The organism is Pseudomonas sp. ASL4 (genome assembly GCF_056680395.1).
In genome coordinates, this window is record NZ_CM155280.1 from 6,271,850 (window position 1) to 6,291,127 (window position 19,278).

Genomic DNA, 19,278 nt, shown 5'->3' on the forward strand with positions numbered 1-19,278 from the left:
CCTCGCGCCTACGGGAGTGGGGCTTGCCCGCGAATACGATGTGACTGTCGGCTCTCAGTGACGAACCAACTTCTCCATCGCCGCATCCGCCAGAAAGGAGGAGCGGCTTTTGACGTTGTGCTCACGCACATAACGGTCAATGCGTTGAATCACGTACCCCGGCAGCGTCACATTGACCTTCTCGGTTTTGCCCATGTACGGCGCGATGTCCAACTCCAGCATTCCCCAGCCCATGTTGGCAAACTCGGGATTGCCGCGGTGCGCGGCCGCGGAAGTCGGCATTGGAATCGGCTCCCCATCAGCCGCCATCTCCTGCAGCATGATGTGGGCTATCTCGACTGCCGCGTTATAGGCGTCTTCAAACGTATCCCCGGCGGTTACCGCGCCTGGAATATCGGGGATCTGAATACCGATGGCGGTGTTCTCGTCGCCCCACTCGATACAGATGGGATATTGCATTATGGATCTCCTGCGTAGCTGGCTAGCGGGCAATACAGCCCGGCTCGCCTCCTGCTGCTTTTAACCGTCCCGATCGGTAAATCCTTTTTCGGGTGCGGGACGGGAATCGTGTACGGGTTATAACGGTGAGTGAAAATGTGATGACTGCCAGTGACCCGATCCAGTGTCCAGCCCGCCTCCTCCAGTTCCTTGATCAATAACCTGCTTTGCACCAACAGCCTCCTTGCTTTGACCCAGACAAAAGTAACTCCAGAGTTATCTTTACTCAAGCACAAAAATGGAAAGCACGACGTCCGGTTGTTTTACAGAGTGTGATTAAGGGCAGGCCATTCTTCCCAAGAATGAATCCTATGCCCCCCACCCGCGTTCCGCCCTCTCCCGCACAAGGTCACCATCGATCCCAGCTAACCGGCCTCCCCACCAAGGATTACGATCATGACCCTGCAAGCAAAACTCGATGCCTTCAAAGCCGATTTCAAGGCCGGGAAACCGCCCTACAACGCTCCGGCCGAAATCCATCCGATCATGGAGCGTGCCACCGCTGAACTGATTGCGTCCGGCGCGGCGGACAAAGCGCTGAAAGTCGGGGACAAAGCGCCGTTGTTTACCCTCAAGGATCCCGACGGCAAACCCGTGTCCTCTGCCGATCTGCTGGCCGAAGGTCCGTTGGTGCTGACGTTTTACCGTGGCGTCTGGTGCCCGTACTGCAACATGGAGCTGCAAGCCCTTCAGGCCTTCCTGCCGACCTTGCAGGAGGCCGGGGCTAACCTTGTGGCAATCTCGCCGCAAATCGCCGCCAACAGCCGCAAATCGCTGCGCACCAATGGCCTGGCGTTTCCGATTCTGAGCGACACCCACAACGACGTGGCGGAGGCCTTTGGCCTGCGTTTCGAATTGCCGGATTATTTGATCGAGTTGTACAAGAACCTGCGCAATGACCTGCCGACGTTTAACGACGATCCGTCCTGGACCCTGCCGATGCCGGCGCGTTATGTGATCGGTCGGGATGGCGTGATTCGTTACGCCGAGGTCAACCCGGATTACACTCAGCGACCAGAGCCGGAAGCGATGCTGGATGCGATTCGCGGCTGAACCGATCACGTGCCGCCTGACCCGCGGCATGTTCTTTGAAGGAGTTCCCATGACCCGACGTACCTTTCTCATCACCGGCGCCAGCAAAGGCATCGGTCGTGCGGTGGCCGAGCATCTGGACCGTGCGGGTCATCGCGTGGTCGGGATTGCCCGCACACCGGACCTGACATTCCCCGGCATTCTGTTTCCACTGGACCTGAGCGACCGAGTACTGACCCAGGAAGTGTTGGCGGATCTGGCCAGGACGTATGAGTTCGATGGACTAGTGAACAACGTCGGTCTGGTTCGCCCGCAGGTGTTGGGCGAAATCGACCTCGACACCTTCGATGACGTGATGCGGGTCAACCTGCATTCAGCCCTGCAAGCGACGCAGACACTGCTGCCAAACATGCGCGCCAAAGGCTGGGGTCGGGTGGTGAACATTTCCAGTCTGACGGTGCTCGGGATTACCCAGCGCACGGCGTATGCGGCGGCGAAAGCGGCGCTGATCAGTTTCACCCGCTCCTGGGCGCTGGAACTGGCGCAAACCGGGATCACGGTCAACGCCGTGGCCCCGGGCCCTACCGAAACCGAACTGTTCCGCGCCAACAACCCGATCGGCAGCGAAGGTGAAGCACGCTATCTGGCCGGCGTGCCGATGGGTCGGTTGGGGCAACCGGAAGAGATCGCCGCTGCGATTGCCTTTTTGTTGTCCGAACAGAGTGGGTTCATCACCGGGCAAACGCTGTTTGTCGATGGTGGCGCTTCGATCGGCAAAGCCGCGTTCTGATGAGTTTTTTCAGACAACATCAATCCACTGTGGGAGCGAGCTTGCTCGCGATGAGACCATAACAGTCAGTATCAATGCTGAATGTCAGACCGCTATCGCGAGCAAGCTCGCCCCCACATTTGATCTTCACAAGGACTCAAGATGGACCGCCTCGGCGCAATGGAAACCTTCGTCTACGTGGTCGAAACCGGCTCGTTTTCCGCGGCAGCCCGGCGCCTGAATATCGGCCAGCCCGCCGTCTCGAAAACCATCGCGCAACTGGAAACCCGACTCGCCGTACGACTGCTGTTGCGCTCGACCCGCGGCCTGACCCCGACCGAAGCCGGGCTGGCGTTTTTCGACAGGGCCAAACGCGCCATCGAAGAAGCCGACGAGGCCGACAACGCCGCTCGCGGTGCCGCCAGGGGGCTGACCGGCAATCTGCGGATCTGCGCTGCCGTCACCTTCGGCCGGCAACACATCGTGCCGCACCTGGGGCCGTTTCTTGATCAGAACCCGGAGTTGAACATCGACCTGATGCTCGACGACCGCAACATCAATCTGGTGGAAGAAGGCGTCGACGTTGCCCTGCGCATGGGCATCTTGAGCGATTCCGGCTTGACCGCCCGCAAGATCGCCGAATGCCGGCGCGTGGTGCTGGGCACACCGGCGTACTTCGAAAAACACGGCGAACCCACCTGCCCTGTCGACCTGACCAAACACCAAGCCGTCGTTTACAGCCAGGGCGGCGGCGCCAATTGGCAGTTCAAGAAAGCCGGCGAAGAACAACCGGTGATCATCAGTGGCCGAATCCGCGTCAACGCCGCCGAAGGGTTGCGTGAATCAGTGCTGGCGCATCTAGGGCTGACCATGGCGTCGGAATGGATGTTTGCGCCGGAGTTGGCCAATGGTGCGGTCGTGGAAGTGATGAGCGATTGGGTTTTGCCGAATCAGGACCTATGGGCGGTGTTTCCGACGGGGAGGATGGCCAGTGCCAAGGCTCGGGCGTTTGTGGATTACGTCCAGGTCTTGCTGGCAAAAGAGTCTTAAACAGGGCCTTTTTTCGTTTATTGCGATTTTCGTTTGATTCGAATAGCCTTTCAGCATCGCTTGCTCAGAATGTTGGAAACCATCATGTCCTTAGTCATCCATCCACCGATCAACCTGCCCATAGCCCGCGAAGTTCAGGCCGCTATTGAAGGCCAGCGCGCCCTCGCCGCCTATCTCGCGACTCAATTCGAAACCCAGCGCATCCAGATTTTCGACGAGCAGAACGAAGCTCACAGCGTCGAATTGCCCACATCAGCCCTTCGGTTACTGCTCGACATCCTGGCCGCATTGGCCGAGGGCAATGCGGTCAAGGTTGTCCCGGTTCACGCGGAACTGACCACCCAGGAAGCCGCCGACCTGCTCAACGTCTCACGTCCGCACCTGATCAAACTACTGGAGTCCGGCGAGTTGTCCTACCACAAAACCGGCAAGCACCGACGTGTGCGCTTTGCCGATTTGATGGATTATAAAAACCGGCGCGACACCGCCAGCGAGCAAGCAATGACGCTTCTCGCCGAGCAAGCACAAGCGTTAAGGACAGGATACGAGTGAGGCACTCCCCTTTTACCGCTGTATATGACGCATGTGTTTTGTACCCCGCTCCCTTGAGAGACTTCCTGATGTGGCTTGCGCTATCAGGACGTTTTCGGGCGCGATGGTCACTGGAGATACATAACGAATGGAAACGAAGCCTGCTGAAAAACCGTCCGGACCTGACGCCGGAGCAACTCGATCGCACATCAGAGCTGATGGACCAGGCGATTCCTGATGCCTGTGTCTGCGGCCATGAAGCGCTTATTGACGGGTTAACACTGCCAGACATAAATGACCGCCATGTCCTGGCCGCTGCCATTCGCTGCAACGCCAGCGTCATCGTGACCTTCAATCAAAAAGACTTCCCGTGCGCATCATTGGAGCCTTTTGGCGTCGAGGCACAGCACCCTGACGAGTTCGTCGACAACCTGTTTGATCTGGACCCGGCAGCCGTTGTCACGGCGGCTCAGCGGCAACGTAAACAATTGAAAATGCCGCCGATGGAAGTCGGTGCTTATCTTGATCTTCTGTTGCGCCAAGGCTTGGTCCGTTCGGTCGAGGCACTCACCAAATACCGCGCCATTCTTTGAGCAAGATCAAAAGATCGCAGGCTTCGCCAGCTCCTGCAAAAGCCGCGTACACCTGTGGATCAACGTCGTACGCGATCCTGTAGGAGCTGCCGAAGGCTGCGATCTTTTCGAATTCCAGACAGCAAAACGGCGATCCGAAGATCGCCGTTTCTGCTTACTCCCCGAATTGCCTGCCCAATCCGCCCGGCACGCCATGGATGTCGGTGTCTTCCCATGGCCCGTTCGGGCTGATCGAGCGGCTCCAGCCGTTGTTCCAGCGGTAGTAGGTGCGCTGGCGGTAGAAGGTGTTGGGCTGGTCTTCGAGGACGTAGACGCCGAGCTTCGCATCCCAATGGCTGTTGCCCCCCGGTGGCGGGGCGAAGCTGGCGGAGGTGCGGGGTATGGGTTTGGCGGGTTTGGCCGGGATGCCCGGTTTACTTGGCGTCGGTGTGGGTGACGGCGTCGGGCTGGGCTGCGATGGCGGAATCGGCGGCAATGTATGTTCAGGAGGCCGATGGACCGCACAAGCACTTAACCCCAGAACCAGACTGAGCAGGGTGATACGAGCGATGGCGGTCATGGCGTTGCTTCCTGTTATTTATCCGGACTGTCGATGGTCAGTTTTTGTGGCGCGGTGGTGCTGCTGGCCAGAGGCTGGCTGTGACCGACCCATTCGCCGGCAGTCGGTTGGCCGGCGCGGGAGATGCGTGCAACCAGTTGGACTTCAGGGAAGTTCGACAGTTTCAACTGCGGCATCATTGCGTCGGCATCGCCCAGCTCGACGGTCGCCGGCAGGTCAGCCACGGTCAGGCGTTTGGCTGCCAGCGGTGCCGGAGGGCCGGAGGTGGCGCGGGCGAAGATGAACACGCTGTCGCCCGGTTGAACCTTGGCTTTCAGGTCGGCCGCGAGATCGACACGAACCTTGAGCAAGGCTCCTTTGGTGGCAGGCGCCTGGACAACTTTGCCGCCGCTGGCTTCGAGTTTCTCGGTAGCCCGGGTAATCCCGCCTTGCAGTGCGGCCCGGGAGTTGTCTTCCGGTGGCAGTTGCGCCAGCAGGCGACTCCAGTAGTCGATGGCGTCCTGATAACGCTCGCCTTCAAACGCGGCGATGCCGAGCAAGCCAAGGCTGGTGACTTCTTTCGGATCGGCTTTCAGCGCTTCGTCGGTCAGGGCCTGAATCTTGTCGGACCACTTCTTGCCATCAGCAAAGTACTGAGCCTGCGCCCATTGCCCGAGCAGTTCCGGCTGGCGACCAGCGAGGTTCACGGTGCGCTCGAAAATCTTCGCGGCATCGGCCGGACGATCCTGAGCCATGTAGGTGCGACCGAGGAAGTACAAGCCTTCCGCCGAATCCGGTTGAGCAGCGACCGCGCGTTCCAGGCGACGGGTCATTTCTTCCATCGACTGCGGCGCCTGGGCGAATTCACGGGTCAGCTCGACCTTATCGCTGGCGCCGAAATGCAGGTAGAGCCCAAGGCCCAGCACCGGCACCATGATCGCCGCCAGCAACGGCAGCGATTTACCCAGACGAGACACTCGCGGCACCGCGACGCCTTCAGTGTCAGCCAGCAACTCACGCGCCGCTTCGGCGCGACCGCTATCCATTTGCGCTGCATCGAGCACACCCTCTTCCTGCTGAGTCTGCAACTCAGCCACGCGCTCTTGATACAGCGCGACGTTCAGGGCGGTACGATCCTCTTCGAGCTGGGCGCGACGGACACGCAAAACCGGGATCAACAGAAAACTCAGGGCAACCAGAAGTAGCAGACCTGCAGCGAGCCAGAAATCAATCATTCTTGGTTTTTATCCAACAGGTGGTCGAGGCGCTCGCGCTCCTCGGCGGAAAGCGCGTCCGGGGTGTCAGCGCGTTGCACGCGACGACGGCGGACGATCACGGCGATAACCACGAAGCCGCCCAGCAACAGGCCGGCAGGGCCGAACCAGAGCAAGGCAGTCTTGGCGTTCAGAGCGGGTTTGTAGCGGACGAAATCACCGTAGCGATCCACCATGAAGTCGATGATCTGCTGGTTGTCCTTACCCTCGCCGAGCATGCGGAAAATTTCTTTGCGCAGGTCAGCGGCAATCGGTGCATTGGAATCGGCAATGTCCTGATTCTGGCACTTGGGGCAACGCAGCTCTTTGGTCAACTCGCGGAAACGCTCGCGATCGCCTTCTTTGGCGAACTCGTAAGTGTCGATGGCCGCGTGTGCCACGCCGGCCATGCTCAACCCCAATACAACGGCGGCTATCCAGCGCTTCATGGCTTGGCCTCGTCGACCAGCGCCTGATACTTGGCCGCCAGTTTTTCGCGCCAGACCTGTTCGTCGATCACGCCGACGTACTTGTCGCGGATGATGCCCTTGGCGTCGATGAAGAAGGTTTCCGGAGCGCCATACACACCGAGGTTCAGGCCCAGGGTGCCTTCGTCGTCGCGGACATTGAGTTGGTACGGGTTGTGGAATTCCACCAGCCACTTCAAGGCGTCGGCGTTGACGTCCTTGTAGTTGATCCCGTAGATCAGCACGCCCTTCTCGGCCAGTTTATTCAGCACCGGGTGCTCAACCCGGCAGGAAATGCACCAGGTGCCCCAGACGTTGACCAGCGCCGGTTTGCCGACGATGTCAGCCTTGGTCAGGGTCTTGCCATCCTGCACCGCTGGCAGGGAAAACTCCGGGAACGGCTTGTTGATCATGGCCGAGGGCAACTCGGCCGGGTCCAGGTACAGACCGCGATACAGGAAAACAGCCACCACCAGGAAAATCGCCAGTGGCAACAGCATCAACCAACGTCTCATGCAGTGGCTCCCGTCATGCCCAGCGCTTCACGCACGCGGCTTTTCACCTTGACCCGATAACGGCGATCCAGCGCCGCCAGCAACCCGCCGAAACCTGTCAGCAGGCCGCCGAACCAGATCCAGCGCACGAACGGTTTGACGTGCACGCGCACGGCCCAGGCGCCATCGCCCAGCGGTTCGCCGAGGGCAACGTAGAGGTCACGGGTGAAACCGGCGTCGATCCCGGCTTCGGTCATCATCGAGTTCTGCACGGTATAGAGGCGTTTTTCCGGGTGCAGCACAGCGACTTCCTGACCGCTGCGGATCACCCGGATGGTGCCCTTGTCGGACGTGAAGTTCGGCCCTTCGAAGTGCTTGGCGCCTTCGAAGACGAAGTGGTAACCGGCCAGGTCCATGGACTCGCCAGGCGCCAGGCGCAAATCACGCTCGGCACTGTTCTGGCTCGACAGCACGACACCGAGCGCACAAACGGCGATGCCCAAATGCGCGACCTGCATGCCCCAATAGCTGCGGGTCAAGGTCGGCAGGCCTTTGATCAACCCCTTGTGGCGAGTCTTGTCGAGGATGTCCCGCACGCCGGCCAGCAATACCCACGCAGCGAGCATGAACGTCGCGATCACCGCCCAGTTGAAGTCGCCGTAAGCGACGCCGGCCACCACGGCCAATGCGGCGCTGCCGAGCAACACCGGGGTCAACATGCCCACCAGCCATTTGACCGGGGTGTCTTTCCAGCGCACCAGCATACCGACGGCCATTACCACCATCAGCAACGCCATCAACGGAATGAACAACGCGTTGAAGTACGGCGGACCGACCGACAACTTGGCGCCGGTCATCGCATCGAGAATCAGCGGATACAAGGTGCCGAGCAGGATCATCGAAGCGGCAACCACCAGCACCAGGTTGTTACCCAGCAGCAGGGTTTCTCGAGACCAGAGGTTGAAGCCTACATGGCTTTTCACGACCGGAGCGCGCAGGGCGAACAACGTCAGCGAACCACCGACCACAAACAGCAGGAAGATCAGGATAAACACGCCGCGCTCAGGGTCGGACGCAAAGGCGTGAACCGAGGTCAGTACGCCGGAACGCACCAGGAAGGTCCCCAGCAAACTCAGTGAGAATGCCGCAATAGCCAGCAACACGGTCCAGCTCTTGAACACGCCACGTTTTTCCGTGACCGCCAACGAGTGAATCAGCGCCGTACCCACCAGCCAAGGCATGAAGGAAGCGTTTTCCACCGGGTCCCAGAACCACCAGCCGCCCCAGCCGAGTTCGTAGTAGGCCCACCAGGAGCCCAACGTGATGCCGATACCGAGGAAGGCCCAGGCGACGATGGTCCATGGACGCGACCAGCGCGCCCACGCCGCATCAAGTCGGCCACCCAGCAGCGCGGCGATGGCGAAAGCGAACGCCACGGAGAAACCGACGTACCCCATGTACAGCATCGGCGGGTGAACGATCAGGCCAATGTCTTGCAGCAACGGGTTGAGGTCGTGACCGTCCGCCGGAATCTGCGGCAGGATCCGCGCGAACGGGTTCGAGGTCAGGATCAGGAACAGCAGGAAACCAACGCTGATCATGCCCATCACCGCCAGGACGCGGGCGAGCATGACTTGCGGCAACTGCCGGGAGAACACCGACACCGCGAAGGTCCAGCCGCCGAGAATCAAGGCCCACAGCAGCAACGACCCTTCGTGGGCGCCCCACACCGCGCTGAACTTGTAGTACCACGGCAACGCACTGTTGGAGTTGTTGGCCACATACGCGACGGAGAAGTCGTCGGTCATGAAGGCATAGGTCAGGCTACCGAAGGCGAAGACCAGAAAGGCGAACTGGCCCCAGGCCGCAGGCTGAGCGAGGCTCATCCACAGGCGGTCACCGCGCCAGGCGCCGAGCAACGGCACGGTGGCTTGAACCAGCGCGAAACACAGCGCCAGGATCATCGCCAACTGGCCCAGCTCTGGTATTAAAAGCCCTGGGATAAAATTTGCAGACGTCATCAAATCAACCCTCTTTGGCTTGGGTAGGCGCCGACTGACCGCTGTCTTTCAGGGCCTTGGTCACTTCTGGCGGCATGTACTTCTCATCGTGCTTGGCCAGCACTTCGTCGGCCACCACCACGCCATCGGCGTTGATTTTGCCCAGGGCCACAATGCCCTGCCCTTCGCGGAACAGGTCCGGAAGGATGCCACGATAGGTGATGGTCACGGACTTGTTGAAGTCAGTGACGATGAATCTCACGTCCAGGGAATCGCCGGAACGTTGCAGCGAACCTTTCTCGACCATGCCGCCAGCGCGGATGCGCGTGTCTTGCGGGGCTTCGCCGTTGGCGATCTGGGTCGGGGTGTAAAACAGATTGATGTTCTCTTTCAGGGCGCTCAGCGCCAGGCCAACGGCAGCGCCGACACCGACCAGGATCGCGAGAATGATGATAAGACGCTTTTTGCGCAGCGGATTCACTTGCCGTTCTCCCGGCGCAAACGACGCGCCTCTTGTTGCAGATACCGCTTGCGGGCCAGGATTGGCGCCGCCACGTTGAGGGCCAGTACCGCCAGGCAGATGCCATAGGCCGACCAGACATACAGGGCATGATGGCCCATGGCGAGGAAGTCGCCGAATGAAGCAAAACTCATCGAGCCGCCTCCAGACTGTTCTGCACTTCGGCTTTCACCCAGCTCGCCCGGGCTTCGCGCTTGAGCACTTCAAGACGCATTCGCAGCAACAGCACCGCGCCGAAGAAACAGTAGAAGCCCAGCACCGTCAGCAGCAGTGGCAGCCACATCTCGGCAGGCATCGCCGGTTTTTCGGTGAGGCTGAACGTCGCGCCCTGGTGCAGGGTGTTCCACCACTCCACCGAGTATTTGATGATCGGGATGTTGATCACGCCGACAATCGCCAGCACCGCACAGGCCTTGGCCGCGCTGTCACGATTGCTGATGGCGTTGCCCAGCGCAATGAGACCGAAGTACAGAAACAGCAGAATCAGCATGGACGTAAGTCGTGCGTCCCAGACCCACCACGAGCCCCAGGTCGGTTTGCCCCAGATCGCCCCGGTGACCAACGCCACGGCGGTCATCCAGGCGCCGATCGGTGCCGCGCATTGCAGGGCGACGTCGGCCAGTTTCATCTTCCAGACCAGCCCGACCACGCCGCACACCGCCAGCATCACATAGCAGGACTGCGCCAACATGGCGGCCGGAACATGGATATAGATGATGCGAAAGCTGTTGCCTTGCTGGTAGTCCGGTGGCGCGAAGGCCAGGCCCCAGACCACGCCGACACCAATCAGCAGCAACGCCGCGACGCTCAGCCACGGCAGCAGTTTGCCACTGATGCCGTAAAACCATTTGGGCGAGCCGAGCTTATGAAACCAGGTCCAGGTCATTACTGTTTCCATCACGGTTGCTCTTCGCTATAGAAGAGCCAAGGGTCTTTACTGGCTAAAAAACAACCAGACCTCATTATTCGCCGACGCTGATCTTCAGGCCAGCGGCTATTGCAAAAGGTGTCAGGGTTATCGCCAGGGCGGTCAGGCTACCAAGCCACAGGAGATAACCGGTCGCCGGCATGCCTTGGAGTGCGGCCTGCAAGGCGCCACTGCCAAGAATCAACACCGGGATGTACAGCGGCAGAATCAGCAACGCCAGCAACAGGCCGCCGCGCTTCAATCCAACCGTCAGCGCCGCGCCCACCGCACCGAGCAGGCTCAGTACCGGTGTACCGAGCAATAAAGAAAGCAGCAACACCGGCAGACAAGCGGCAGGCAAACCGAGCATCAACGCCAGCAGTGGAGCGAGCAAAACCAGTGCCAGGCCAGAGAAGGCCCAGTGTGCCAGTACCTTGGCCAAAACCAGAAGAGCCAGGGGGTGCGGCGAAAGGACCCACTGTTCAAGCGATCCGTCTTCGAAATCACTGCGGAAAAGCCCGTCCAGCGAGAGCAAAACCGATAAAAGGGCTGCCACCCAGACCAGTCCCGGAGACAAGGTTTGCAACAATTGAGACTCGGGGCCGACCGCCAGCGGGAACATCGACACCACGATGGCGAAGAATACCAGCGGATTGGCCAGCTCCGCAGGACGGCGGAACAACAGACGAGCCTCACGGGCGACCAACAGGCCGAACACACTCATACGGCCCAGTTCCCCAGATCAATATCGCGATAGCCGGCCGGCATCCGGGTCAGCGTGTGGTGGGTGGTCAACACCACCATGCCGCCGCGTTCGCAGTGGCCGGCCAGGTGTTCTTCTAGTTGCGCCACGCCCTGTTTATCGAGCGCGGTGAAGGGTTCGTCGAGGATCCACAGTGGCGGGCTGTCGAGGTAAAGCCGTGCCAGGGCCACGCGGCGCTGCTGGCCGGCGGACAAACTGTGGCAGGGAACATCCTCGAAACCGCGCAGTCCGACAGCAGCCAGCGCTTGCCAGATCGCCTCGTGGGTCGCCGGTTGATGCAGGGCGCAGAGCCAGCTGAGATTTTCCTCCGGCGTCAACAGATCCTTGATCCCGGCGGCATGGCCGATCCACAGCAGGTTGCGCGCCAACTCGCTGCGTTGTTCATTCAGCGGCTGGCCATTGAGCAGCACCTGACCGGCGGTCGGCTGCATCAGCCCGGACAGTAAACGCAACAAACTGGTCTTGCCGCTGCCGTTCGGACCGCTGACCTGCACCATTTCGCCACTGGACAGTCTCAATTCGAGATTTTCGAAGAGCAGCCGAAGGTCTCGCTCACAGGCGAGGTCGACGGTTTGCAGGAGTGGACTGTTCAAGAGATCACGGGCCTTTTCGTTTCAAATCGGCGTTTCAAATCGGCGGTTCAAGTCGGCAGTGGCGCGGCCGCTAAAGTGATGCAGCATAGATGCATTGGCGGCCTGTTTTAGAGAGCTGCGTCAAAACAATTGCAATGTTTTCACCGCTCCCTGAAAGACGGCCGGCATTATACATGCCATGCCTTACTCTAAAGAGCGCATTTTCCCAAGGTTGTGACCGCGTATGACAGGCGAAATGAACATCCTCCCGCTGCCCCAGACCACGCCGGCCGTCACCCGCCCGCTGGTGGTCAGTGGCGACTTGCTCAAGCTGCTGACGCCGATGGAGGGCCTGATCACGCCCGGCCAGACTGCCAACGCTGAAGTGCTGTCGCTCAAGCAAGCGGATCAGTCCTTTCAATTGCTGCTCAAAGTCACCCTCGACAGCGGCCGCCAGACCACGGTCCAGGCCACCAGCACACAACCGCTACCAACAGGCACCAACCTGGCGATCACCCAGCCGTCCGCCAGCAACCTGGCGATTACGGTGCAACAGGCGATTGCCTCCAGCGTGGCCACCCTCACCCGCATCGACACCGCGCAACTGCCGGTCGGCACGTTGCTGCAAGGCAAAGTACTGACTTCTCAGGTGTTGCCGCAGACGCCGGGCCAGCCGACTGTGTTTCGCTCGCTGGTGAGTCTGCTCAACACCGCACTGAGCGGCAGCACGCTGACCATCGACAGCCCGCAACCGCTGCGCATCGGCACCTTGCTCAGCGCGTTGGTACAGGACACGCAAACCTTGAAATTCCTGCCGCTGAGCAATCGCCAGGACCAGTTGGCGGTGTCGCAGCAGTTGAACACCCAGCAGAGTCGCCAGGGTTCGCTCGATGGTCTGCTCAGCGCTTTGCAGAACCTGCCGCAGTCCGATGAAACGTCCGACGACCTGCAAGCCGCCGTGAACAAGTTGCTCGCCAGCCTGCCGGACGTTCAGCAACTGAGCACGCCCAAAGGCCTGGCTCAGGCGTTGCTCAGCAGTGGACTGTTCCTCGAAACGAAATTGCTCACCGGCCAAAACCCGACACAGGCCCCGGACCTGAAAGCCGATCTGCTCAAGCTGATCGCGCAACTGACCCCGGCCAACACCAACCTCACCGCGATCATCGCCGCCAATACCCTGGCCCAGGCAATGCCAAGCTTTGTGCGCAGCGCGCTGGGCATGCTCGGTCAGGTCAGCGCCAAACCGCTGCCGACCAGTTTTCCGCTGCCCGAACGCTTGTTGCAAAGCCAGGAGGGTGAAGGCGACCTTGAACTCTTGCTGCGCCTGGCGGCTGCGGCGGTTTCGCGCCTGCAAAGCCACCAACTGTCGAGCCTGGAACAGACCGGTGTCACCGACGATGGGCGGCTGCTGAGCACCTGGCAGCTTGAAATTCCGATGCGCAATATGCAGGACATCGTCCCGTTGCAGGTCAAGTTCCAGCGCGAAGAAGCCCCGGAAAAAGAGCAGCAAAACGAACGCCGTGAAGAACGCGAGCCAAAACAACAGTTATGGCGGGTAGAGTTGGCATTCGACCTCGAACCGCTTGGCCCGCTGCAGGTTCAGGCACAGTTGATCCAGGGCAGCCTGTCCAGCCAGCTATGGGCCGAACGGCCATACACCGCAAGCCTGATCGAAAGTAACCTGGCAGCGCTGCGTGAGCGTTTGCTGGCATCCGGCCTGAACGTCGGCGATCTGGATTGCCACCTCGGCACGCCGCCCCAGGGCAGCCAAACCCGCCTCGAACAACGCTGGGTCGACGAAACCGCATGAAAAACCCCAACACCCCACGCCAGGCCATCGCCCTTAAATACGACGGCAGCCACGCCCCGACCCTCACTGCCAAAGGCGACGAAGAGCTGGCCGAAGCTATTCTGAAGATTGCCCGCGAATGCGAAGTGCCGATCTATGAGAATCCGGAACTGGTAAGGCTGCTGGCGAAGATGGAACTGGGGGACAGTATTCCGGAGGAGTTATATCGCACGATTGCCGAGATTATTGCGTTTGCGTGGAACCTGAAGGGGAAATTCCCGGCGGGGCAGGATCCGAATGCGCCGGTGGTGGAGAAGGATGTGACGGATCGTGGGGATGATTATTAGTGGCCTCTACGCTAGCCCGGTATAGAAAACGCCGTCCCCCCAGACGGCGTTCCCCCTCTTTGCCTATCAGCCCACCAAGTACTCATCATAGGTACGACGAATCGAGCGCCAGCCGTCTTCGCTGAATGCCGTCCCGCCCAGCAAGCGTTCTGCCGTCTGGTCAAACGCGATTACAATCCGCCATGAAACTGGCCGCAGCCTGTTCGTCCCGAGCGTAAGTGACGAACACTTTATAACCGGCACCCAGAAACTGTTCGGCGATACGACGACCGATCCCCCGCGTGCCACCCGTTACCACCGCAATGCCGCTCATACGCCCTCTCCTTCCAGCGAAATCACGCCACGACAGTAGTTAATGGCCTCGTGATGGAGCCTGAAACTGTATTGGTGGCCAGGGTCCTGGCCCGCGGTTTTTTTGTCGATCACCAGGCACAGGGACAAACGCGGGACGATGGGTTCGAGAATAGCCACCCGGGAAACCGTAAACGCTTCGACGGCCGCCCCCTTCATCCGTGCGATGCAGTCACTGACGAAGCCAATGATGCAAGCGCCCGGCACAATCGGATAATCGGGAAAGTGCTCTGCGAAAATCGGCGCCGCCTCGTTGACAGTCAAGCGAGCGTCGAAATGTTGGGCCGAGGCCACGGAGGCGTCGATTTGAAAAATCTGCAAATCAGCCATTAGCTGACATCCTTTTGCTGAAGTAGGCATCCGGGAAGACTTCCGTCATGACCGATGCCACCAAAATGCTCATGTAAGAACCGATCAGGAACACCGGCCAGTACGCTTCAAAACCCAGGCTCAACCCCGCTAACACCGCGTTGATCGAGAACGTCATGCACCACGTCTTGGTGATCGTGTTGTTGATGTCGAAAAACGCACTGGACTGGCGGGCATCTTCGTCAACGCCTTCACTGCCGTACTGCAAGGTGAACGGTTGCCCGCGCCATACACTCGACCAGCCGATGACCGTCAACACGCCATACAACAGGAGCTTGACGTTTTCGAAGGTAGAGAGACCTGGCCAATACACGGACATCAGCGCCATACCGAGCAGGCAAATGACCAACGTGCATTCAATGACGAAGCCCCTTCGAAGCGTGTCGAAACACAAGACGAACATCAAAAAGGCTACCGACAAGGCGGCCTTCGCAAAATTGCCGTCGAACCAGTCAATCAGGTAGGGAAACAACAACCAGGGAATCATGAGTTTGATCATGGCTGGCGCGCCTTCAGGCTCAACACCGTGATGGTCGCCAACGCATGAGCCTGGGCATCTGGACCGAGCGTGGCGAAGACTTCGACACGCCCTGCGCCGCCGTCCACACTGACTCGCCCCGTCAATTGCGTGATCCGCCGAGGGTTCAAGACGCGCAAACCGGTAATCAGCGCCGGGACGTAATGGGTCGACGGCGCTGTACCGCTAGCCCCGCGTACGCATCGCACGGCAAACTGATTGAGCAATTCGGACAGCACGACGACCGCGCCATAACGTTCGATATACCGCTCAAAGCGCCCCTCATTCACTTGGCTGCTCCAGCCCTCTCCCATCGGCTCGACCGCAGGGCACATGTCCAGGTAAGCCTTCATTTGGACGGCGCCGCGGTCACGTTATCGGTCTTGAAAAAACGCAGCAGCCTGAGGCTTCGGCCGACAATCAGACCATTAATCAGCCCGGACCCCAGCGCCGACCAGGCCGCCACCGACACGTCATCGGCCAACTCCGGATGCATCGCCGCCTGGTAACCGCTGTAGTAACGCCAGGCAAAAAAACACCAGTACACCATCAGCACCTTGATCGTGCCGCCCAGTACCAGCCGCTCGCCCTCACGTTCCACGTTGTGATACGAGTAAAAGCGCAAGGCCAGCGCCCATCCCGCGAGCAATCCCAGGGCATAAACCGACAGCGGAATCACGACCCCCTGGGAGAGTTTCAGCGAGGCCAGGGAAATGGCGACGAAGATCACCGGCGTTATTTGCAACGAGCGTTTTGATTTATTATTCGTGAAGCAGGCAATGACGCCGTAATAGGTCACGATGAAAAAAACCGCATAAACCCACAGCGGTGTACCGCGCAAAATGTCCAGTATAAAAACCCCTTGGCACTGCACATGCCTGAGACAAACAATGACGATCAGCCAACAACCGAAAGTTGATTGCGATGGTCGAGCAAACGATTGAGGCTGCCCCGTGGGTTATAGGAGAAATCTGCGTTGTTCGCCCACTTGACCACCGCAACACCACGCGTCACTGCCTCCTTCAACTTTGGAATCAGCAAGAGTTGCTCTTGCAGCCGCACGCCCCAGGCATCATTGATGACCGAAGGCTCGACATCGACAAGGACCGTAACGCTGTCCTTGCCTGCGTCAGTGGTTGACAGGCGCACCTGAAACGCCTCTGACGGCACCTTGGCGGCCACCAATGCCTGCTCAATCAGTGTCAGGCTGATGCGGTGCCCGCCGAGACTGAACTCCTCAGCCACGCGTTGGCCGATCTTGAGGTAATACTGGTTGTCTTCACTCAGGGTCAGCTCACCGACATCACCAATCCGGTAGCGAATGACCGGCACCACCGGGGCCTTCAGGTCGGTCACCAGTAGCTCGCCGGAATCGGTCTGCTCCATGAAGAACCAGTCTGACAATATCAAGTGCTGGTGCGGCTCCATGGCCGGCGTGTTCACCGCCGCGAACCCCAGCTCCGTGGCCCCGTACAGGCTATGGAATTGCGCCTTGGGCCACAGGCGCTGGATAAATTCGCGCTTGCCCAGGTGAAATGCCTCCCCGACAAACACGATCTTGGTGATGGCCAGATCCACGTCAAGCTGTTCCGCGGCCTGGGCGACCTGGATGATCCCGGTCGGTGAGCCCACCAATACGTTTGCGTTGAAACGCTTCATGGTGGCGAGTAACGACGGCATGTTGTTCATCACGTCGGGACGCCCTACCGGCAACACCGTCGAGCCGATCGGCTCAAGCATCCGGCACATGCCTTCATAGTTGTAACCCAGGCAGCCGGCGGTCAGCAGATTGACCACGGTGTCCTCGGCACAAAACACATGCTCGGCCATGAAACCGCGCACCTGATAAGGGTAGCTGTCCTCGGTGACACGCTGGAAGATACGACTGGCCAGGACCAGCGGCGCCGAGGTGGTGCCCGAGGTCGAGATGACGTAGCAATGCTGTAGCTTGCCAGCATCAATCAGCGTATCGCTGACCTGCATCAGTGCTTTTTTGCTCAATGGCGGGTATTTGTGCACGAAATCGTCATATCCCGTGACCGTTGGCAAATCCAGCGGATAACCCTGTTCGGCGTACTCGCCGATCATCTTGTTGAATTTTTCGATATCAAACGAAGTGCGGCTTTTTATAGTCATTATCCGATTCTTTTAAATATCATCGACGCGGCCAGGCCGCCCATGCCGAAGGAGTTTTTCAGGCAGTAGTCCACTGGACGCTGCAAGGTGAACGGAGAAACATTGGCCAGGCAGTCAGGGTCCCTGGACTCGAGATTGATCGTTCCCGGAATGAACCCCGAACGCAGGCTGATCAAGGTATTGAGGGTTTCCATGGCCCCGGCGGCGGCAATCATGTGCCCGTGCAAAGACTTGTTGGCGGTGACAGGCACTTGCTCTCCCAGTACCGCGCAAATGGCGGCGGACTCGTGCAAGTCATTGAGTATTGTCGAAGTCCCGTGCGCATTGACCATTCCAATATCGCGCGCCTGCAATCCGGCGTTTTTCAAGGCCCGGGTCATGGCCAGTTTCATCTCGCCGCTGTCGGGTGCGGGTTTGACGATATGGCTGGCGTTGGTACTGGTGCCAAAACCCACCAGTTCCATCAACGGTTCCCGCCCTGCTTTCAGACATGCGTCCAGAGACTCGAGCAGAAACAGCACCGCGCCTTCAGCGGGCAGATAACCCGAACGCCGCGCATCGAAGGGTCGCGACAGCGCCGTGGCGTCGAGTCGTTCATCGGTAGCGATGATATCGACTGACTCCAACCCGATGTAATGTTCGGCGGTGACCTTGGCCGAGATACCGCCAACGATCGCCGCATCCACGCGCCCTTGCCTTACGGCTTGAAAACCGGTGCCGATGGCTTGCAGGGAAGCGGAACACAGCCCCAGATGCACCGATGCCGGCCCCTTGAACGGCACAAACTTATGCACCGTGCGCAACGCATTGGTCGGGTCGTAACGAATGAAGTCCTGTACGCGAAAATGCCTTTCGAGTGCCGGGTCGAGATTGGCAAACTGCCCGTCCACCTTGTTCAGATCGTAGGCCAGGTCGACCGTTTGCTGAATGTCCACCACGGGCTCGTCAACCCCCAGGAAACAACCAATGCGCTGCTCACCGATCGAGCCAGGATCAAAGGACACCGACGCCAGCAGATTTTCCATGGCGGTACGGGTATAGAACTCATCGTGACTGAACCGCCGCCGCACGTCGTGTGTGGGAAAGTTTCCCGACACCGGAATCCCGGCAAAATGGCTCTTGAATGTAGCGGTGTCATATTTGGCGATTTTTCTCACCCCGGAGCGGCCATCTCGCAGCGATTCTTCAATGGCTGCATAGTGATCGCCCAACGGTGTACAACAACCGAACCCGCTGATGACAACCCTTTGCTGATTCATGACGAGGCCTTCTGCGATGGCATTGATGACTTGCGCAACACGATCAAACCCAGGCCCATCCCTGCACCTTCGCCATGGATGATGATCACCCGCCCCGGCTCAATGGACGGGTCGGCCAACGCGCACACCAGATCTACCAGACCGCTGGTTGCCACTGCATACCGCGACCAGGGTTTGTAACGACGTAACTCAAAGGTGTTCAGACTGCTCTCCAGCGCCTGCACTTCCGCCTCGCCAATGCCAGGTGCACCGTTGTCGTAAAGCACCACAACCGGATGACTTTCACGTACCCAGGGTTCCAACTGTGCGTAAGCCTCGACCCAGTCCTGGTGTGAAGCGAACATGCTGGTGGAGAATCGACTGACCGCCAGCAACACTTCTGCCAGCGGTTGGACGTGCAACCGAGAAATCCGTTCTCCGGTTTCGACAACCAGCGACACCGCGCCACTGGTTCCATTAACGCTTGAGCGCTGGGGTTCCTTGGCATTGATCAACCCCATTTTTTTGAACACCTGGGAGTTAT

27 protein-coding genes are annotated in these 19,278 nt (G+C 59.5%); 7 read left to right on the forward strand and 20 right to left on the reverse strand.

From position 1 onward, the window contains the following. Window positions 1-54: 54 nt before the first annotated feature. Entirely contained in the window at window positions 55-459 is a 405-nt protein-coding gene (locus tag AC1MEW_RS28665) for a type II toxin-antitoxin system HicB family antitoxin (RefSeq protein ID WP_201201838.1), read from the reverse strand. Further along, the gene (locus AC1MEW_RS28670; RefSeq protein ID WP_480424460.1) at window positions 459-671 is read right to left on the reverse strand and encodes a type II toxin-antitoxin system HicA family toxin; all 213 of its coding nucleotides are present in this window, start codon (window positions 669-671) and stop codon (window positions 459-461) included. Before AC1MEW_RS28670 ends, AC1MEW_RS28665 begins: the two co-directional genes overlap by 1 nt. A gap of 223 nt (window positions 672-894) precedes the next feature. Here AC1MEW_RS28670 and AC1MEW_RS28675 point away from each other — a divergent pair, with 223 nt between their 5' ends. The 5 genes from AC1MEW_RS28675 (at window position 895) to AC1MEW_RS28695 (ending at window position 4,473) form a co-directional block, all read left to right on the forward strand. After that, window positions 895-1,551 carry a peroxiredoxin-like family protein gene (locus AC1MEW_RS28675; protein WP_322267790.1) on the forward strand — a complete coding sequence of 219 codons (657 nt, stop codon included), beginning with the start codon at window positions 895-897 and terminating at the stop codon, window positions 1,549-1,551. Between the two features lie 49 nt (window positions 1,552-1,600). After that, window positions 1,601-2,320 carry an SDR family oxidoreductase gene (locus AC1MEW_RS28680; protein ID WP_323570173.1) on the forward strand — a complete coding sequence of 240 codons (720 nt, stop codon included), beginning with the start codon at window positions 1,601-1,603 and terminating at the stop codon, window positions 2,318-2,320. 141 nt (window positions 2,321-2,461) lie between these two features. Further along, window positions 2,462-3,349 carry a LysR family transcriptional regulator gene (locus AC1MEW_RS28685; RefSeq protein WP_480424461.1) on the forward strand — a complete coding sequence of 296 codons (888 nt, stop codon included), beginning with the start codon at window positions 2,462-2,464 and terminating at the stop codon, window positions 3,347-3,349. A gap of 84 nt (window positions 3,350-3,433) precedes the next feature. Then, window positions 3,434-3,901 (forward strand): helix-turn-helix domain-containing protein, encoded by a 468-nt coding sequence (locus AC1MEW_RS28690; RefSeq protein WP_201201831.1) that lies wholly within the window; start codon window positions 3,434-3,436, stop codon window positions 3,899-3,901. Continuing rightward, window positions 3,898-4,473: a PIN domain-containing protein gene (locus tag AC1MEW_RS28695; RefSeq protein WP_323570175.1), complete on the forward strand. Its 576-nt coding sequence runs from the start codon at window positions 3,898-3,900 to the stop codon at window positions 4,471-4,473. Before AC1MEW_RS28690 ends, AC1MEW_RS28695 begins: the two co-directional genes overlap by 4 nt. A gap of 154 nt (window positions 4,474-4,627) precedes the next feature. On the opposite strand, the gene AC1MEW_RS28700 is transcribed toward AC1MEW_RS28695, so the two are convergent. The 10 genes from AC1MEW_RS28700 to ccmA all read right to left on the reverse strand — a co-directional run bounded on the left by AC1MEW_RS28700 (window position 4,628) and on the right by ccmA (window position 12,008). After that, window positions 4,628-5,032: a hypothetical protein gene (locus AC1MEW_RS28700; RefSeq protein ID WP_480424464.1), complete on the reverse strand. Its 405-nt coding sequence runs from the start codon at window positions 5,030-5,032 to the stop codon at window positions 4,628-4,630. A 14-nt stretch (window positions 5,033-5,046) separates the two neighbouring features. Beyond that, the gene (gene ccmI / locus AC1MEW_RS28705; protein WP_480424465.1) at window positions 5,047-6,246 is read right to left on the reverse strand and encodes a c-type cytochrome biogenesis protein CcmI; all 1,200 of its coding nucleotides are present in this window, start codon (window positions 6,244-6,246) and stop codon (window positions 5,047-5,049) included. Next, on the reverse strand, window positions 6,243-6,713 hold the full coding sequence (locus tag AC1MEW_RS28710) for a cytochrome c-type biogenesis protein (protein WP_201201819.1): 471 nt from the start codon (window positions 6,711-6,713) through the stop codon (window positions 6,243-6,245). Before AC1MEW_RS28710 ends, ccmI begins: the two co-directional genes overlap by 4 nt. Beyond that, on the reverse strand, window positions 6,710-7,246 hold the full coding sequence (locus tag AC1MEW_RS28715) for a DsbE family thiol:disulfide interchange protein (RefSeq protein ID WP_201201817.1): 537 nt from the start codon (window positions 7,244-7,246) through the stop codon (window positions 6,710-6,712). Before AC1MEW_RS28715 ends, AC1MEW_RS28710 begins: the two co-directional genes overlap by 4 nt. Beyond that, entirely contained in the window at window positions 7,243-9,246 is a 2,004-nt protein-coding gene (locus AC1MEW_RS28720) for a heme lyase CcmF/NrfE family subunit (protein WP_201201815.1), read from the reverse strand. The genes AC1MEW_RS28715 and AC1MEW_RS28720 overlap by 4 nt, the downstream gene beginning before the upstream one ends. Before the next feature lie 4 nt (window positions 9,247-9,250). After that, window positions 9,251-9,706, reverse strand: a complete 456-nt coding sequence (gene ccmE / locus AC1MEW_RS28725) for a cytochrome c maturation protein CcmE (protein ID WP_201201813.1) — start codon at window positions 9,704-9,706, stop codon at window positions 9,251-9,253. Beyond that, window positions 9,703-9,879 carry a heme exporter protein CcmD gene (gene ccmD / locus AC1MEW_RS28730; protein WP_008145547.1) on the reverse strand — a complete coding sequence of 59 codons (177 nt, stop codon included), beginning with the start codon at window positions 9,877-9,879 and terminating at the stop codon, window positions 9,703-9,705. The genes ccmE and ccmD overlap by 4 nt, the downstream gene beginning before the upstream one ends. Beyond that, the gene (locus AC1MEW_RS28735; RefSeq protein ID WP_201201812.1) at window positions 9,876-10,631 is read right to left on the reverse strand and encodes a heme ABC transporter permease; all 756 of its coding nucleotides are present in this window, start codon (window positions 10,629-10,631) and stop codon (window positions 9,876-9,878) included. Before AC1MEW_RS28735 ends, ccmD begins: the two co-directional genes overlap by 4 nt. A 76-nt stretch (window positions 10,632-10,707) precedes the next feature. Further along, window positions 10,708-11,376, reverse strand: a complete 669-nt coding sequence (ccmB, locus tag AC1MEW_RS28740; protein ID WP_201194979.1) for a heme exporter protein CcmB — start codon at window positions 11,374-11,376, stop codon at window positions 10,708-10,710. Next, window positions 11,373-12,008 carry a cytochrome c biogenesis heme-transporting ATPase CcmA gene (ccmA, locus tag AC1MEW_RS28745; RefSeq protein ID WP_201201811.1) on the reverse strand — a complete coding sequence of 212 codons (636 nt, stop codon included), beginning with the start codon at window positions 12,006-12,008 and terminating at the stop codon, window positions 11,373-11,375. The genes ccmB and ccmA overlap by 4 nt, the downstream gene beginning before the upstream one ends. Before the next feature lie 223 nt (window positions 12,009-12,231). Here ccmA and fliK point away from each other — a divergent pair, with 223 nt between their 5' ends. Then, window positions 12,232-13,797: a flagellar hook-length control protein FliK gene (gene fliK / locus AC1MEW_RS28750; protein WP_322267786.1), complete on the forward strand. Its 1,566-nt coding sequence runs from the start codon at window positions 12,232-12,234 to the stop codon at window positions 13,795-13,797. Continuing rightward, a complete protein-coding gene (locus AC1MEW_RS28755; RefSeq protein WP_322267785.1) occupies window positions 13,794-14,123 on the forward strand; it encodes an EscU/YscU/HrcU family type III secretion system export apparatus switch protein in 330 nt (109 codons plus the stop codon). Before fliK ends, AC1MEW_RS28755 begins: the two co-directional genes overlap by 4 nt. 160 nt (window positions 14,124-14,283) lie before the next feature. Here AC1MEW_RS28755 and AC1MEW_RS28760 read toward each other — a convergent pair whose 3' ends face one another. The 8 genes from AC1MEW_RS28760 to AC1MEW_RS28795 all read right to left on the reverse strand — a co-directional run bounded on the left by AC1MEW_RS28760 (window position 14,284) and on the right by AC1MEW_RS28795 (window position 19,255). Beyond that, window positions 14,284-14,436, reverse strand: a complete 153-nt coding sequence (locus tag AC1MEW_RS28760; protein WP_201256241.1) for an SDR family NAD(P)-dependent oxidoreductase — start codon at window positions 14,434-14,436, stop codon at window positions 14,284-14,286. Continuing rightward, window positions 14,433-14,804, reverse strand: a complete 372-nt coding sequence (locus tag AC1MEW_RS28765; protein ID WP_201256240.1) for an ApeI family dehydratase — start codon at window positions 14,802-14,804, stop codon at window positions 14,433-14,435. The genes AC1MEW_RS28760 and AC1MEW_RS28765 overlap by 4 nt, the downstream gene beginning before the upstream one ends. Continuing rightward, on the reverse strand, window positions 14,797-15,342 hold the full coding sequence (locus tag AC1MEW_RS28770) for a hypothetical protein (protein ID WP_322267783.1): 546 nt from the start codon (window positions 15,340-15,342) through the stop codon (window positions 14,797-14,799). Before AC1MEW_RS28770 ends, AC1MEW_RS28765 begins: the two co-directional genes overlap by 8 nt. Next, a complete protein-coding gene (locus tag AC1MEW_RS28775; RefSeq protein WP_201256238.1) occupies window positions 15,339-15,713 on the reverse strand; it encodes a hypothetical protein in 375 nt (124 codons plus the stop codon). Before AC1MEW_RS28775 ends, AC1MEW_RS28770 begins: the two co-directional genes overlap by 4 nt. Then, the gene (locus tag AC1MEW_RS28780) at window positions 15,710-16,159 is read right to left on the reverse strand and encodes a hypothetical protein (RefSeq protein ID WP_416195261.1); all 450 of its coding nucleotides are present in this window, start codon (window positions 16,157-16,159) and stop codon (window positions 15,710-15,712) included. The genes AC1MEW_RS28775 and AC1MEW_RS28780 overlap by 4 nt, the downstream gene beginning before the upstream one ends. A gap of 98 nt (window positions 16,160-16,257) precedes the next feature. Further along, the gene (locus AC1MEW_RS28785) at window positions 16,258-17,496 is read right to left on the reverse strand and encodes a phenylacetate--CoA ligase family protein (protein ID WP_201256237.1); all 1,239 of its coding nucleotides are present in this window, start codon (window positions 17,494-17,496) and stop codon (window positions 16,258-16,260) included. After that, window positions 17,496-18,755, reverse strand: a complete 1,260-nt coding sequence (locus AC1MEW_RS28790) for a beta-ketoacyl-[acyl-carrier-protein] synthase family protein (protein ID WP_201256236.1) — start codon at window positions 18,753-18,755, stop codon at window positions 17,496-17,498. Before AC1MEW_RS28790 ends, AC1MEW_RS28785 begins: the two co-directional genes overlap by 1 nt. Further along, window positions 18,752-19,255 (reverse strand): hypothetical protein, encoded by a 504-nt coding sequence (locus tag AC1MEW_RS28795; RefSeq protein WP_201256235.1) that lies wholly within the window; start codon window positions 19,253-19,255, stop codon window positions 18,752-18,754. The genes AC1MEW_RS28790 and AC1MEW_RS28795 overlap by 4 nt, the downstream gene beginning before the upstream one ends. Window positions 19,256-19,278 lie beyond the last annotated feature (23 nt).